The organism is Maribacter polysaccharolyticus (assembly GCF_028882255.1).
GTDB lineage: Bacteria > Bacteroidota > Bacteroidia > Flavobacteriales > Flavobacteriaceae > Maribacter_A > Maribacter_A polysaccharolyticus.
Genome location: NZ_JARBUY010000001.1, coordinates 48,740 through 63,908 on the forward strand (window position 1 = coordinate 48,740; position 15,169 = coordinate 63,908).

Here is a 15,169-nt window from a genome sequence, read left to right on the forward strand (position 1 = left end):
AACCGAGACTAATACAATGAAACACCTTAAAACAATTGGATGGGCAGTATTGGTGCTTTTGGCCGTATCTGCCTTATTCGCCGGAGTAACCATCAATAACCTAGCCCCAACCTACGAAGGGCAAAAGACGCTCCCAAAATTAGCCCAAGAGACCCAAGTGTATTATGACCCCTACGGTATTCCACATATTTATGCCGATAATATCGAAGATGCATTTCGTACGTTAGGATATGTTCATGCCCAAGATCGTTTATGGCAAATGGAGTTGTTGCGAAGGATCGGTACTGGACGCCTATCAGAGGTTTTTGGCCGTAAAATGTTGGATACCGATAAATTCTTCCTCTCGCTGGGAATCGATGAGGCTACCGAACAAACGGTTTCGGAATTGGATATGAACAACCCCATGGTACGGTTATCACAAGCATATTTGGATGGTCTCAATCAATTCATAGCCGAAGGGCCGACCCCCTTGGAGTTTTATTTGACCGGTATTGAAAAGGCACCTTTTGAGTTGGGGGATGTTTATAATATTGTGGGGTATATGGCCTTTAGCTTTGCCATGGCCCATAAAACCGATCCTTTACTGACCAACATCAAAGAGAAACTGGGAACCGCATACCTGGTGGATTTGGATTTGAAAGTAGACCCACATACCGTTTGGATCAAAAACCATAGGGAAGTACCTGAAGACACCCTTATGAATTCGATAGCCGCAGCGACGTCCAAGGCTTTGAAATCACTGTCTTTACCCCTGTTCGAAGGGAGTAACAGTTGGGTAATAGCCCCTGAAAAGACCAGAAACGGAAAGGTGATCTTTGCCAACGATCCCCATATCGGATTTTCACAACCTGCTGTTTGGTACGAGGCACACATCAGCACCCCTGACTATGAGAAATACGGGTTTTTTATGGGGGGCATTCCTTTTCCTTTACTGGCACACGACCGTCATAGTGCCTATGGTCTGACCATGTTCGAAAATGATGATATCGACTTTTTTTATGAGGAAACACATTCAACCGATAAAGAAAAATACAAAACGAAATATGGTTGGTCTACCTATGAAAAGGTTGAGAAGACCATTAAAATAAAGGATTCCAGCGATTATCGTTTTACCTACAGAAAGTCCGTTCACGGTCCCATAATGAACGGGGTTGCAGACCAGGTAAAGGGGGAACGGCCCATCGCAATGTGGTGGATGTACACCCAACATAAAAATGAGGTCATGGATGTTTTTTATAAAATGTCGCAAGCAAAAAACAAAGCTGAATTTCAACGGGCACTTCCCAAAATGCATGCCCCGGGTTTGAATATCATGTATGGTGATGCCGAAGGCAATGTGGCTTGGTGGGCGACCGCAAAACTATATAAGGATGCCAATAGTGATAATACCAAATTTGTTTTAGGGGATTCTTCCGATTTGAATGTTCCCGAACGGTATTTGGATTTTTCACAGAATCCCCAAGCCATCAATCCCCCTTGGAAGTATGTGTATTCGGCCAATAACCAACCTGATTCCATTGCAGGGATGCAGTACCCCGGCTACTATTTGCCCGAAAATAGGGCCCTACGGATTACCGATCTTCTGGAGGCTAAGAATGACTGGACTTTGGAGGATGTAAAAGGTATGATCAATGATGTGGTTTCCCCTGTACATCCCATGATCGTGGATAACTTAGGAAAATATATCCTTAAAAGTGATCTTTCCGGAGATCAACTTGCGGTGTTAGACCGTTTATTGGCTTGGAAAGGTGAAAGCCATTTGAAAAGTATGGAACCGACGGTATTCCATCGTTGGGTCTACTTTTTCCTGAAAAACACCTTTGCCGATGAATTGGGCGAAGAAATGTTCGGGCAATTCTTGTCGACCCATTTATTAAAGCGGAGTATTGCTCCCATGGCCGCCATAAAGGAATCCGTTTGGTGGGATGATAGCACCACCCTATCGGTGGTCGAAACGAAAACGGACATCGTAACCACATCTTTTATTGAAGCCTGCAATGCCTTGAAGAACGAATTAGGGCCCGATTGGAAGGGATGGACATGGGAGAAGGTACATACTTTGGAACATTCGCACCCTATAGGACAAGTGGAGGCACTTCGTTCGTTTTTTAATGTAGGTCCTTTTCCCGTTGTGGGTACTCGTGAGGTCATCAATAATATGGCTTTTGATTACGATGGTGATGGCATGAACAATGTTACGGCAGGACCATCAACTCGGCGTGTAATCGATTTTTCCGATATTGAGAACAGTATGGGCATAATACCCACGGGGCAATCGGGCAATCCGTTCAGTGAACATTATGACGATCAGGCGGAAATGTATGTACGGGGCGAATTTCGAAAAATGATGCTGAATGAAACCGAAATTATGGAGACCTCAAAATCTTTACTTACATTTAAGCTTACAGAATAAGACAATTTATGCTTACAAAAGTATTTGGAAGTGCGGTTTTCGGGGTGGAGGCTACGACCATCACCGTCGAGGTCAATGTAGACAAAGGGGTGGGATACCATTTGGTCGGCCTGCCCGATAATGCCATTAAGGAGAGTAATTATCGAATTGCAGCGGCCCTATTGAATAACGGTTATAAAATCCCAGGGAAGAAAATCACCATCAATATGGCCCCAGCGGATCTTCGAAAGGAAGGTTCCGCTTATGATCTTACCTTGGCTTTGGGAATATTGACCGCATCTGGCCAAATACAATCGAACGATTTGGAAAAATACCTCATTATGGGAGAACTTTCCTTGGACGGTAGTTTACAACCCATCAAAGGGGCTTTGCCTATTGCCGTAAAAGCAAGGGAAGAAGGTTTTACGGGATTCATATTACCAAAAGATAATGCCAAAGAGGCTGCTATCGTTTCCGATTTAAAGGTCTATGGAGTTGATAATATCAAGGAGGTCATCGATTTTTTCGACAAGGATGAACCTTTGGAACAGACCATTGTGGATACCCGGGCGGAGTTTTATAAAAATCTCGATTTTCCCGAATTCGATTTTTCGGATGTAAAGGGGCAGGAGAGTATTAAGCGCTGTATGGAAATTGCAGCGGCCGGCGGTCATAATATAATTTTAATAGGACCACCAGGATCGGGTAAGACGATGCTTGCCAAGCGATTGCCCTCTATTTTACCGCCAATGACCTTGCATGAAGCTTTGGAGACCACCAAGATACACAGTGTTGTCGGGAAGATCAAAAATATGGGGTTGATGAGTCAACGCCCGTTCCGTAGTCCCCATCATACCATTTCGGATGTTGCTCTCGTAGGTGGTGGGGCCTATCCGCAACCAGGGGAGATTTCCCTTTCCCATAATGGAGTGTTGTTTTTGGATGAGCTGCCTGAATTCAAAAGAGGGGTATTGGAAGTCATGCGCCAACCCTTGGAAGATCGTGAAGTTACCATTTCCAGGGCACGCTTTACGGTTACCTATCCCAGTAGTTTTATGTTGGTCGCGAGTATGAATCCGAGTCCGGGTGGGTATTTCAATGACCCCGACGCTCCGGTAACTTCTTCCCCGGCCGAAATGCAGCGCTATTTGGGAAAGATATCAGGGCCGCTTTTGGACCGTATCGATATCCATATAGAAGTTACCCCGGTTCCATTCGAAAAGCTTTCCGAAGATAGGAAAGGGGAGAGTAGTGTGGAAATACGTAAGCGGGTCACGGCAGCGAGGGAAATACAGACCGAACGCTTTAAGGAATTGGAACATGTGCATTACAATGCCCAAATGAATACCAAACAGATAAGGGAGTATTGTAAATTGGATGAACCTTCCAAATTATTATTGAAGAATGCCATGGAGCGTTTAAACCTTTCCGCACGGGCCTATGACCGTATTTTAAAAGTGGCACGGACCATTGCAGATCTGGAAATGAGTGAACAGGTTTTCGGCCCTCATATCAGTGAAGCCATCCAATATCGAAGTCTGGATAGGGAGGGGTGGTTGGGATAAGTAGAAGTCCCAAACCCCATAGAAGCATGACGTTACTGTCCGTAGTGGAATTTTTAAAGGAAGATTGATTATTTTGAATCAATTGATCTTAATGGACCTTCTCTTAATCGAATAATTTTCCTATTTATAGGTTCTTAAAAGAAAATGAGAATGATATTTGCCAAATAAAATGACATATAGGAATAGTTTGGTGTGTTTGGCATTCAATTTTTTTTTGAATTTGATTGTAGACCTGTTAAAATATGCCGAAACACTATAAACCCTATCCCTTCCTAAATCTTTTAAAAGGCCATAACTTTTATATCGTAGATAGGGTGCGAGGTTTTTACCTCGATATGACTCAAAAGTATACATATTAAGCAAATAGGCTTCATTATCCTTAAGTTCAAACTTTTTGCGATTGTAATTAAAATCGTTCAACTCAATAAACATGTAAGCGGCTATTTCATTGTCGTGCCTTAAACCGATACAAATTTGTCCTTCCTGATAGCCACGGAGCAATTCTTCTTTGCTCATTCCCCGTTTGGTTTTTCCGATTTCGATTATTTCATCAAGAGTGATATGGTCAAATATATATTTAGAAGGATTTTCGTCTTTTATTTCAGGTTGTTGGCAAGGCGATGAAGCTTCCAAAACCCAATAGAAAGGATCAAAATCCAGGCCTATTTTGGCGAACCTATTACGTATTCCATAGAACAATAGGCCATTTTTTATAATATTTGAGAACCACTGGATTTTATAAAATTTATTATTGTTGACCTCCATGGAAAAGTGTTAGTTTTAACTTGTTCTACCATAATTACCATTGCCTACCTCGAATTTCATTCTTTTTCTGAATTCTTGTGAGGTCATTAATTCCCGAGAATTGGTTTCAGCCAAACTTTTTACCCGTTTTAAAAGCTCTAAGTTGGTGGCCAATTTTGTCCTCGATGTGTCGTACCAAATATTATCTTCAATACCTACCCTGACTCCCCCTCCAATTGCAATTGACAATGAATTCATTTTCAATTGATCTTTTCCTATTCCGGCAAAACTCCACAAAGCGTCGATGGGCAGATCATTGAGAAGTACCCCGGCATGTAACAGATTAGCCTGGGAACAAGCTATATTCCCCAATAAAAGATTAAAGTAAAAAGGAGGCTGCAATAGCTTTTTGCGAATTAGATATTTCGCATAATTCAGCATGCCTATATCGAAAACTTCAAGTTCTGGAACAATACCCTTATCTAACATTATAGTTGCCAAATCTTGTACCATTTTCGGTGAATTGATACTGGCCGTGGCATTAAAGTTAAGGGAACTTAACGTTAAACTACCCATATCGGGTTTTAGTGCTCCTTCAAGGAATAATGGATCTCCACGTTGTTCCAATTCGGTAAAATCCCTACCACTCAACGATACACAAAGAACAAGTTCTGGGGCGAATTTACGTATGCCTTCGATAATTTGAGCATATATTTCCTTCTTATAAGTAGGCTTACCGGTAATTTCATCCCGAGCGTGCAAATGCACCATCGTAATTCCAAGATCACATGCTTTGTGCACATCCTCCACAATTTCTGATACACTTATAGGGACATGTTGGGTCATTGCTTTGGTGGGAATCATTCCCGTAGGGGTGAAATTGATAATCAGCTTTTCCATTAGAGTGTTAAATAATTGTAGTAATAATACAATTTATTTCAAGGTTTTAAGGCGATCGGCTTAAGTACTTTAAATTTAAGTTGTTCTGTCGATTAAAGGGGAATTATTCGCTATACTTGGCTAAATCACAGTTGTTTGACAAAAATTAATACTTATTTTTTAAATATTATGGAATACATGGGATGATCCATTCTTCCATGGCCATTTTGTTTAGATCACTTGACAGGGAAGCATTGTTGGGATAACCATGTATTGTCTACGAAATCTTTATCGAAAGACAAGCTTTGAAAAGGGCACTTAGATAGGGACATTCGCAAATATAAAAGCCCCATGAAGGGGCTTTTACAAACGACAAAGTTAATGGATAGTGAAAGAAAACGTGTTTCTTTAATTGTCATTTTCTATTTGGTTTACAGCATATACCTTTATAATATTCCTGCAAAAATGGAAACATAATACACCCCCGTAATAATAAAAACGACTCCGGCGCCGCTTCTCATGATTTTTTCAATTTTAGTGATCCGGTTATAGAATACACCTACTTTACCTGCTGTAAAGGCCAATAGGTAAGTAAAAAGAATTACAGGTAACCCAGTTCCGAATGCGAATATTATCGGTAAATACAATCCGTCTGCAGAGGCTATTGTCATTGGGATGAGCATGCCGAAAAACAGTGCACCACTATAAGGGCAAAATGCCAAGGCAAAGACGACCCCGATCAAAAAAGACCCCAATAGGCCTTTATCCTGGAATTTTTCGGATAGTTTTTCTTGAAAATTCGTCTTTCCCAAAAAGTTAAGTTTTATGATATTCAGCATAATCAACCCTATGATGATCAATAATGGACCTAAATACTTTTCCCCATTCTGATTAAAGAACCGGGCAATATGAAACTTGCTGGCCCCAAAATACAGGATCAAACCGATTACGGTATAACTAAATCCCCTTCCTAAGGAATAAAGCAATCCACTTAAAAACACTTTCCGTTGGCTGGAAATGTTTTTCGAGATAAAGGCAGTCGCAGTTATATTGGTCGCCAAAGGACATGGACTGATGGCTGTCATTAGTCCTAGTATAAATGCCGATAAAATGGGGAAATTATAATTTTCCAATAGCGATTTCAGGAAATCCATCTAGAGGGTCTTTAATTCGGTGTTGATCTTGGCTTTCAATTCCTTGGAGAAAGCTTCTTGGTCCAATCCGTTCATAAAGGCAAAATCGGTTAGGTCTATTTTGGTTTCCTTACCGTTTTTAATCACATTCAAGAATAGGGAAGTACCAGATGCCTCGAATTTTTCAGCAATCTTTTCGTTTTCTTCCTTGTCTACATTGATGACCTGAAAAGTGATTTTATTTTCTTTCAATTCCTTTGAAAAATAGGTGTCCAAGGTATATCGTGTGTTTTTTTCAATGGCATTGCACGTCATACATCTATGGGTAGCATGAAAATCAAATACCTCGATTTTGGAGATGGAAGCTTCCAATGGAGTGTCTTTGCTTTTTTTCTGGCCGTTACAAGCTGTAAGTACTAGACCAATGGTTAATACGGTGAATAATTTGATAGTTTTCATTTTGTTGGATTATTTAATTATTGACAATAGGATTTATTCTTATTTAAAATATCTGTTTTGGGGTAATCGTTTTTTTTCAAGGGTTTCCACTTAAAATCGACTATTTCGGTAACTATGAAGTTCTCTTTGGGATCGGTGGTAAGTAATCGCCCAGAAAAATCGGCTTCCAAGTTTTTGAGCGTATCCAAATCACAGGGCGATAATGCTCCTTTAATGGCTTTTGCCCCGAGTTCGTCGATTACGGAAGGTTTAACCCCTTTTTTCATTTGAACTTTAACAGCCTTTTGGGTGTCTTTCCGTTGTAGGACATAAAATCCGTCTTCGATGGTATCATCCACATAAAAAGAGTTATACTGGTACCTGCCACCCGTAATATAGATAGCCACATCGGTTAGGCAAGGAGAACTATTACTGACAATTCGGGTATTCGTTCTGTCGATGGTTCCCGTGGGATAAAGTATTTTCAATCCTTCCTGAATCCCTAAAAATCCTTGAATGAGGCCATCGCATAAATGCCCGTGGAATCGTTCTAGATCTTCCAAGTTTATTTGGTGTTCCAAGGTCAATCTTCCTTTTGAAAAATCGGTATCCAAAACAGTAACCCCCGTATGTTGCCCTACCATGTCGACAGGGGAGTTTTGGGCCATAGAGAGGTGAATTGCGAAAAATATGATCAATGGAAACCGTAAATATTTCATAGTACTATTTTGAATAAAGATCCCGAAATGATGATAAACAAGGTCACAACGCTAAAAAATATGGCGATCAATTTTAAGGACATTACTTTTTTGAGCAAAGTGGCTTCGGGAATGGATAGCCCTACCGTGGCCATCATAAAAGCAATGGCCGTACCCAAAGGCATCCCTTTGGCAACAAAAACCTCTATGACAGGAACTATACCAGCTGCATTGGCATACATGGGAACGGCAACCAATACCGCAAGCGGAACGGTCCACCACTCACCACCTCCTAAATAGGTGTTGAAAAAGTTTTCCGGAACATAGCCGTGCATAGCACCGCCAATGGCAATCCCGATAATAACGTAAAGGAGAACCCCTTTTACGATATCCCAAGCTCCCCGGGTTATTTCCGGCATTCGTTGGTAGAAGGTTTGTTTTTCCACTACATATTCGTCCTGATCCATTTTGGCTTCAAGGATCCTTTTTACCCAATCGGAAAGTAAAGGTTCGAGATTGAATTTTCCCAACAGCCAACCTCCGATGGTACCCAATAATATTCCTGAAACGGCATAAATCAGGGTAACCTTTATGCCGAACATACCCAAAAACATGGCCACGGCCACCTCATTGACCAAAGGTGAAGTGATCAAGAAAGCGAACGTTACCCCTAAAGGGATCCCGCCTTGAACAAACCCAATGAACAACGGGACCGAAGAGCAGGAACAAAAGGGGGTTATAGCCCCGAAAATGGAAGAAAAAAAGTATTCCAGTCCGTAGAGCTTTTTTTCGTTCAGATAGGTTTTAAGTCGTTCAATCGGGAAATAGGCATTTACGATTCCCATTATAAAAACGATAACGAATAAAAGAATCAGAATTTTTATGGTATCGTATACAAAGAAATTAAGGGCCGTTCCCAAATGGGTGTCCGCTCCGATTTTAAAAACGGAATAAATAAGCCAATCTGAAAAATGCTGTAACCAATCAAACATAGGCAATGGTGTTGATCGTACCGGAAATGGCGCAGGACATTTTTACGGTATTGTAGATAGTTCCGTATTTTTCAATATTCTTTTTAAGCAAATCCGTATTCAGTTTTTCATCGTTACTGTAAAGGGTCAACTTGTAAACGAGGTTATCCATTCTAGGCGGGTGTTCAAGACGGGTTGCATTGACCTCTAGGGTTGCCTTTGTGTACGTGAATTTCATCATACTTGAAAAGCGTTCAACATTTTTCAATATACAGGCAGCAAAGGAACCTAAGAACAATTCAGCGGGATTTGGGAGGGTCTCGGTCGTTTCCTGAGTGGTACCAAAATCTATGATGGACTGCTTTAGGTGGATCACCGCATCCTGGTTTGCTCGGGAAGAAGCTTTGATATGATAATCCATAGGATACGCGAATTACTTTAAAAGCTCCAAGACTTCGTCTTTCGATGGTACCCTGCCTTTTATGGTTATCGCACCGTCTATGACCAAGGCAGGGGTGGTCATTACGTTGAACTTCATAATTTCCATGATATCCTCAACTTTTTCAATACTGGCATCAATATGGTTTTCAGAAACCACATCCTTAACTACACCTGTCATGGATTGACATTTGGGACATCCCGTACCTAAAATTTTGATTACTTTACTCATGCTATTTAATTTGTATATCGGCAATAAGCGATATTGTTTATAAAAAAATTCATTCAAAAAACTGTTGGAATAACGATTTTGCCTTCTTCCAGTTCTCTTGATCGATACAATACTTTATTTTGGGCGGTTTCAATTCTCCTTTTATGAGTCCGGCATTCTTCAATTCCTTAAGGTGTTGGGAAACCGTAGATTGTGCCAAAGGAAAAACATCCACCAAATCCCCGGTAAAACAACAGGATTGATTTTCAAGATGTCTTAAAATCGCAATTCGGGTAGGATGCCCCAAGGCTTTGGCAATTTTTGCCAAGGCTTCGGTATCTTCCTGATATTCGATATGTTCCAGGGTTCTTTTCATAATCTTATCGCAAATATACGATTAATATTTAATATGAAGATTATTCTACACCTTGTTTATTTAGAACTTTCATTAATTCATCATAAGGGAAAAAACCTTCATGACGGAAAAACTCATGACCATTTCCATCCAAAAATATTTGGGTTGGAATAGCCCTGATATTATACGTTTCGGCATAAGGTTTTCCTTCCTCGGTCCAAACATCATAGAAAATAGTCTGTACTTGGTCTCCATACTTTTTTTCTACGGATTTTATGACCTTTTGCATTTTTCGACAAGGAATGCATTTTACAGACCCTAATGCTATAAAAGTCACTTTAGTCAGGTTTGTTTTCAAATGCCTTGTTTTATTAACGCCTGATTTGTCGGCATTATTGTTAATAGTTGCAAGTTCCTTTTTTGATGTTGCATTATCCTTACAAGAGCATAATACCACAGTCAAAAGTAGTATATATAAGTATTTCATTTTTAATGGATATAATTAATATTGAACAGTTTTTAAAACAATTTAAGTCCCATTTTAACAGCCATTATCAGTAGGATAATCGCTAATATCTTTTTGACCATTTTCGGATTCAACCGATTTTGCATGATAATGGTCCCCAGCGTAGCCCCAGCGAGACCGGCTAAGGAGGTGATGACCAATAATTCCCAATCTACAGCACCTATTGACCAATACGTCAGAAAACCGGATAAGGAAGAAAAAGGAACAACAAAAGCGGTTATGGCCGTAATTTTTTTTGGATTGAATCCCATCATCAAGAGAAGGGGAGAAATAATCCCACCACCACCGATCCCCAGCAAACCCGATAATAGACCGGCACCGGCCCCAATGAATGAAAGTGGTGAATAGGGGACGTCTTCTCGATATTCTGTTTCGTTTTTCTTTTTAAAAAACAAAAACATTAAACCGGAGAACAACAAAAACAGTACGAACAGCATCAAGACAATTCGTGAGGCGATGTATTTTGACAAATAAGCCCCGACAATCGCGAAAAGAAACGAAAAGATGATTAGTGGAATCCCCAATTTAAAATCGAGGCGTTTGTTTTCAATATTGTTAATACTTGCTCCGGTAAGACTAATGGTGTTATAAAATAAGCCGACAGGTTTCGCCACGGAAATGGGAATCCCGAAGGCATACATGATAGGAATCAATATAATTGCTGCCCCTATACCTCCTAAAGAGAAAATAAGGGCAGCAAAAAATGAAATAGCAGCTAAATAATATTCCATGATCGCTACGGTTTATTTTTCTGAGCAAGGAATACATACTCTTTTTCCATCAATGACCTTTGAACGGTTGTCGAACACAACCTCCTTACATACCGCGCAATGATGCCATTCGAAAGTTCCCTTTGGTAATTCCACATCTTTTTCGAAAATATCACTTATCGAAAACAGTATGTTCTCGTCCATTTTCTTGGCATTTTCAATAAGTGGCATTACCACTTGGGGTTTAATGTCCTTGGGTTCAACCTTTTGTTTTCGGAGTTGGACGAATTCGGAGTTCAATGCTTTTTCGAAAAATGCCGGTTGCATTGAAACCCTCACCGCATTCTTCGTTTTTAAATCGACCAGGACGATGGCGTTTTTCCCGTAATTGAGTTTTTCTGCATTTCCCTTACCATAGGTACAACCCGTCGCTGCCATGACCCCGTCCAAAAAGCAGGCGGCGGCATGGGCGGGTCCGTTTTCACAGAACAGATACAACTCTTTGTTAAGGGATTTCTCAACCCCGAGTTTGTTCATTGCGGTCAACCCTGCACGGTAACCAATTGGCATTGCCGGACATTTATGTCCGTGAAATTCAAATGCCCATTCCGGAATTTCAATTTTTTGGGTATTCATACTTTATGTTTTAAAAAATTATTGTTTTATTCCATGATTTTTTTTTCGATCACTTTAAGGGGATAATCCAAGCGCTATATCATTTTTGATCCAATGAAATCGCTTGGATCCCGAATTCCTTATTTCAAACGGTCATGAAGAGGCGATTACAAAGGACGGATGCATTTATTAATCCTCCGTTGAATAGGTTTGGGTGTTTCAAATAACCAAATCCGATATGTATTATCGCTCTATTGAGTAACTTGATAGACTTAAATGGCATATGCTTTATTTTCCGTTTTAATTTGCTTTTCACCCCTCTTTTCCACAAAAACAATGCTTTAAGGGGTCAGGATGTTCATTTGTCGAATTCACCGATCTATACGGTAAGTAGTAGTGCAAAATTTCCATATATTATATGGGGTTTCTATTTTTTATCTACCGCATAGGTATAAATTGGTACATAGATTAAGGTCAATAAAGTCCCTATCAATAAACCTCCAATGGCAACATCTGCCAACGGACTTAATCGTTCCAAACCTACGGCTTGTTCAAGGGCGATAGGGATCATACCCGCTATAGTTCCGAAAGCCGTCATTAAAACAGGACGGAAACGTACACGTACACTTTCAATGGCACTTTCAAATGGGCTTTCACCACTGGAACGGTGGTGTTGGTAAAAATCTATCAGTAATACTGCATTTTTAATGATGATACCGAACAACAACAGAATACCCAATAAACTGGGCATACAACTTGGCTTATTGAACAATAACATGCCCCAAGCTGCCCCAATCAATGACAAAGGCAATACCAATATCATGATGAAACCCATTTTAACCGATTTATAGATGGCGATCAGCACCATTAATAAAAGGATAATACCAAGGGCAATCGCTTTTATCATACGTGAAAAACTGTCGTTGATGGTGGCGATATCCCCTTCTTGGCTAACAACGACATCTTTTAGGTTGTTAACGTTGGCTAAGGCTGAATTGGCATCATCCGTTAAATGCGTTATCGGGCGTTTGGAACGGTACCCGTTAACATCGACACTGTACAACATTTTATCGCGCTCAATTTTGGCATAGGTCAGTTTTTTTGAGATTTTGGCCAACCATTCAAGTGGGATTTCCCCAAATTTCGATTGTACCGGCAATAGCCGTAAGGTTTGTTCGTTTTCGCTGAATTTACCTTTTAGATACAACCTGACATATTGGGAGTTCATGGATTGTAAATTGGCATTTAAACCAACTACTTGGCCTTTTACAGGTATCTGTGCCGCAATATCATAGGGGGTAAGACCATAACTCAAGGCTTTGTTTTCATCAATGTCAAGTACAATTTCACTGACATCCTTATTCCAACTTGTAGACACGGAGGTCAACCCTTTAACGGTTGACATGGCTTCACTTACCTGATGGGTTTTTTCTGCCAAACCATCAACTACTGGCGATTTTAACCGAACATCCAAAGGTGCTTTTACAGATGACAAGGCAGTTGCCCCAAAATCATAAACATCGTTACGTTTGAGTCCCTTTAATTCCGATAATTTGTCACGAATTACATCTTCGAGTTCCCACATGGTCGATGATCTATGAAAACGGTCAACGCAATTGATGGTAATGGTGGCTTCTGAAGGTAAATTACCACTTCCCAAACTTAAGACCCCTGGTTGTGTTCCAAAAGCTACCGAGCTTTTATCTGCCCAATCCTGTTCGTGTAACCAAGTTAGAAAAGGCATGACTTTTCTTTCGGCACTTTCAACGGTTTCATTGGCACTAAATGCAATTTGTGCTTTTATGATTCCGGTATCCATAGGTGGCATTGCATCTTTACCAATGGTTGGCATTATGCTGCCCATACTCAATACCAATAGCAGTACCACTCCAGCGGTTAAGACCACCCTTCGTAATACTTTTTGTTTCCCATTGGAAAACTTGATTACCTGGACATAAGGTGCAACCAAACGGCCAATGGTATTGTTATAAGCTTTATCAAACCACAATTCTACTTTTGTTTTTGTAAAACCGTTTTTGTACATCACTTTTAACAATTGTGGAATAAAGGTGATGGAAATGAAAAACGATATGATCAAGGCCACGATTAACGTAAAAATCAAGGGTTTGAATATTTTTTCCGGAAAACCCCCAATGAACATCAACGGAAAAATGATGGCAATGGTAGAAATGGTTCCTGCAAGTACAGGGGCAATAACCTCTTTAGTGCCATTTAGAATAGCAGTTTCAAGATCCTCTTTTAGTTCATTTAGGTGACGTTCTACATTTTCAAGTACCACGACGGCATCATCGGTGAGCATACCCAACGCTAAAATAATGGCGGTATAGATTACTATGTTCAATTCACCACCCGTTAACCAAATAACCGCCATAGTGGCGAAAAATACCATGGGTATGGACAAGGCGGCCGCAATAATGGCCCTAAAATTCCCTAGGAAAAAAAGCACCACGATCAAGGTGAAGATTATGGCATCGCGAAGTGCCTCCAACATGTTCGAATTAGCTGTCTCGATAAGATTTCTTTGGGTATCTGAAATCTCAAATTTGATATTTGGATATTCAGCTTCCAATTTTTCCATTTCTGCCCGGGCAGCCTTACTCACATCCAATACGCTGCCCCCGGGAGCGCGCTGAACAGCCAATGCAATCGCAGGTTTGGCATTGCCGATATAGCCACTCGTTCTTTTTTGATAACTCCAACTAACATTTGAAACATCCCTTAATCGGACATTGGGCAAAATTGTAATGTTCTTTATTTTTTCAATTTCATTTTTTTCACCGTAAAAAGTAATGGTATAGAAACTATCGTTCCCTTTTACAAAACCAATGGGCATATCCTTGTTGATTACCTTTAAGGCATTGGATATGGTTTCAAAATTCACGTTATATCGTTTGGCTTTGAACGGATCGATTTCGATGTTTATCGAATTCTGAAATCCACCGAAAACTTCAACATTTCCGATTGAAGGGTTACTCAATAGATAGGGCTTGATAAAATTATCCGCGATTTTGCTGATATCGGCAACATCGAGGGTATTGTTTTTTGGACTCAATGAAATCACATCGACAGGTAAGGTGAAATCCCCTGCCGTATAAACTGCGGGATTCACGTTAGTGGGTAGTTTACCTTTCGCAATGGATAACGCATTGGCTACATCAACAGCTGCAGCATTTAGACCTTTTTTATATCCGAAATCGGCTTTTACAATAGAAAAGTTCGCGACATTGACAGAACTGACATCGGTGACCAAACCCAATCTTGAAATTTCCTGTTCAATGGGTTTTGAAACCGTATTGGCCGCTACTTGTGCCGTGGCCCCGGGAACATTCGTAATAACGATTACTTGTGGTGGATTGGCATCGGGAAATAGGTTTTTAGGCAGCGTGATCAAGGCAACGATACCCATAATGAAGAAACCAGCTATAAGGGCATATAGGGTATAAGGCCGTTTATAAAAATATTCGAACATGATT

At 40.4% G+C, this 15,169-nt stretch carries 15 protein-coding genes; 2 read left to right on the forward strand and 13 right to left on the reverse strand.

Translation table 11 applies throughout. From position 1 onward, the window contains the following. Positions 1-16: 16 nt before the first annotated feature. Positions 17-2,413 carry a penicillin acylase family protein gene (locus PHU20_RS00235; protein WP_274823320.1) on the forward strand — a complete coding sequence of 799 codons (2,397 nt, stop codon included), beginning with the start codon at positions 17-19 and terminating at the stop codon, positions 2,411-2,413. Between the two features lie 8 nt (positions 2,414-2,421). After that, positions 2,422-3,957: a YifB family Mg chelatase-like AAA ATPase gene (locus tag PHU20_RS00240; RefSeq protein WP_274823321.1), complete on the forward strand. Its 1,536-nt coding sequence runs from the start codon at positions 2,422-2,424 to the stop codon at positions 3,955-3,957. A gap of 120 nt (positions 3,958-4,077) precedes the next feature. On the opposite strand, the gene PHU20_RS00245 is transcribed toward PHU20_RS00240, so the two are convergent. From PHU20_RS00245 to PHU20_RS00305, 13 genes are all read right to left on the reverse strand, one after another. After that, positions 4,078-4,722 carry a hypothetical protein gene (locus PHU20_RS00245; RefSeq protein ID WP_274823322.1) on the reverse strand — a complete coding sequence of 215 codons (645 nt, stop codon included), beginning with the start codon at positions 4,720-4,722 and terminating at the stop codon, positions 4,078-4,080. Positions 4,723-4,737: 15 nt separating this feature from the next. Beyond that, positions 4,738-5,601, reverse strand: coding sequence for a beta-keto acid cleavage family enzyme (locus PHU20_RS00250; protein ID WP_274823323.1), 864 nt, complete (start codon positions 5,599-5,601; stop codon positions 4,738-4,740). Between the two features lie 425 nt (positions 5,602-6,026). Continuing rightward, positions 6,027-6,734 (reverse strand): aromatic aminobenezylarsenical efflux permease ArsG family transporter, encoded by a 708-nt coding sequence (locus tag PHU20_RS00255; RefSeq protein ID WP_274823324.1) that lies wholly within the window; start codon positions 6,732-6,734, stop codon positions 6,027-6,029. Continuing rightward, positions 6,735-7,172 carry a nitrophenyl compound nitroreductase subunit ArsF family protein gene (locus PHU20_RS00260; protein ID WP_274823325.1) on the reverse strand — a complete coding sequence of 146 codons (438 nt, stop codon included), beginning with the start codon at positions 7,170-7,172 and terminating at the stop codon, positions 6,735-6,737. Positions 7,173-7,189: 17 nt separating this feature from the next. Then, complete coding sequence (locus PHU20_RS00265; protein ID WP_274823326.1) at positions 7,190-7,870, reverse strand: formylmethanofuran dehydrogenase subunit E family protein; 681 nt, start codon at positions 7,868-7,870, stop codon at positions 7,190-7,192. Next, positions 7,867-8,841 (reverse strand): permease, encoded by a 975-nt coding sequence (locus PHU20_RS00270; RefSeq protein WP_274823327.1) that lies wholly within the window; start codon positions 8,839-8,841, stop codon positions 7,867-7,869. Before PHU20_RS00270 ends, PHU20_RS00265 begins: the two co-directional genes overlap by 4 nt. After that, positions 8,834-9,241 carry an OsmC family protein gene (locus PHU20_RS00275; RefSeq protein WP_274823328.1) on the reverse strand — a complete coding sequence of 136 codons (408 nt, stop codon included), beginning with the start codon at positions 9,239-9,241 and terminating at the stop codon, positions 8,834-8,836. The genes PHU20_RS00270 and PHU20_RS00275 overlap by 8 nt, the downstream gene beginning before the upstream one ends. A 12-nt stretch (positions 9,242-9,253) precedes the next feature. Further along, positions 9,254-9,490 carry a thioredoxin family protein gene (locus PHU20_RS00280; protein ID WP_274823329.1) on the reverse strand — a complete coding sequence of 79 codons (237 nt, stop codon included), beginning with the start codon at positions 9,488-9,490 and terminating at the stop codon, positions 9,254-9,256. 49 nt (positions 9,491-9,539) lie between these two features. Next, a complete protein-coding gene (locus PHU20_RS00285) occupies positions 9,540-9,845 on the reverse strand; it encodes an ArsR/SmtB family transcription factor (RefSeq protein WP_274823330.1) in 306 nt (101 codons plus the stop codon). Positions 9,846-9,885: 40 nt separating this feature from the next. Beyond that, a complete protein-coding gene (locus PHU20_RS00290) occupies positions 9,886-10,311 on the reverse strand; it encodes a thioredoxin family protein (protein WP_274823331.1) in 426 nt (141 codons plus the stop codon). Positions 10,312-10,343: 32 nt separating this feature from the next. After that, a complete protein-coding gene (locus PHU20_RS00295) occupies positions 10,344-11,081 on the reverse strand; it encodes a sulfite exporter TauE/SafE family protein (RefSeq protein WP_274823332.1) in 738 nt (245 codons plus the stop codon). A 12-nt stretch (positions 11,082-11,093) separates the two neighbouring features. Continuing rightward, complete coding sequence (locus PHU20_RS00300) at positions 11,094-11,696, reverse strand: FmdE family protein (RefSeq protein WP_274823333.1); 603 nt, start codon at positions 11,694-11,696, stop codon at positions 11,094-11,096. Between the two features lie 406 nt (positions 11,697-12,102). Then, the gene (locus PHU20_RS00305) at positions 12,103-15,165 is read right to left on the reverse strand and encodes an efflux RND transporter permease subunit (RefSeq protein WP_274823334.1); all 3,063 of its coding nucleotides are present in this window, start codon (positions 15,163-15,165) and stop codon (positions 12,103-12,105) included. Positions 15,166-15,169 lie beyond the last annotated feature (4 nt).

What these genes read in the sequence shown, in the direction of transcription:
- PHU20_RS00270 (WP_274823327.1), bottom strand. Translation starts at nt 8,841, where the DNA reads ATGTTTGATTGGTTACAGCATTTTTCAGATTGGCTTATTTATTCCGTT.
- PHU20_RS00235 (WP_274823320.1), top strand. Translation starts at nt 17, where the DNA reads ATGAAACACCTTAAAACAATTGGATGGGCAGTATTGGTGCTTTTGGCC.
- PHU20_RS00280 (WP_274823329.1), bottom strand. Translation starts at nt 9,490, where the DNA reads ATGAGTAAAGTAATCAAAATTTTAGGTACGGGATGTCCCAAATGTCAA.
- PHU20_RS00285 (WP_274823330.1), bottom strand. Translation starts at nt 9,845, where the DNA reads ATGAAAAGAACCCTGGAACATATCGAATATCAGGAAGATACCGAAGCC.
- PHU20_RS00295 (WP_274823332.1), bottom strand. Translation starts at nt 11,081, where the DNA reads ATGGAATATTATTTAGCTGCTATTTCATTTTTTGCTGCCCTTATTTTC.
- PHU20_RS00265 (WP_274823326.1), bottom strand. Translation starts at nt 7,870, where the DNA reads ATGAAATATTTACGGTTTCCATTGATCATATTTTTCGCAATTCACCTC.
- PHU20_RS00290 (WP_274823331.1), bottom strand. Translation starts at nt 10,311, where the DNA reads ATGAAATACTTATATATACTACTTTTGACTGTGGTATTATGCTCTTGT.
- PHU20_RS00250 (WP_274823323.1), bottom strand. Translation starts at nt 5,601, where the DNA reads ATGGAAAAGCTGATTATCAATTTCACCCCTACGGGAATGATTCCCACC.
- PHU20_RS00305 (WP_274823334.1), bottom strand. Translation starts at nt 15,165, where the DNA reads ATGTTCGAATATTTTTATAAACGGCCTTATACCCTATATGCCCTTATA.
- PHU20_RS00240 (WP_274823321.1), top strand. Translation starts at nt 2,422, where the DNA reads ATGCTTACAAAAGTATTTGGAAGTGCGGTTTTCGGGGTGGAGGCTACG.
- PHU20_RS00245 (WP_274823322.1), bottom strand. Translation starts at nt 4,722, where the DNA reads ATGGAGGTCAACAATAATAAATTTTATAAAATCCAGTGGTTCTCAAAT.
- PHU20_RS00275 (WP_274823328.1), bottom strand. Translation starts at nt 9,241, where the DNA reads ATGGATTATCATATCAAAGCTTCTTCCCGAGCAAACCAGGATGCGGTG.
- PHU20_RS00300 (WP_274823333.1), bottom strand. Translation starts at nt 11,696, where the DNA reads ATGAATACCCAAAAAATTGAAATTCCGGAATGGGCATTTGAATTTCAC.
- PHU20_RS00260 (WP_274823325.1), bottom strand. Translation starts at nt 7,172, where the DNA reads ATGAAAACTATCAAATTATTCACCGTATTAACCATTGGTCTAGTACTT.
- PHU20_RS00255 (WP_274823324.1), bottom strand. Translation starts at nt 6,734, where the DNA reads ATGGATTTCCTGAAATCGCTATTGGAAAATTATAATTTCCCCATTTTA.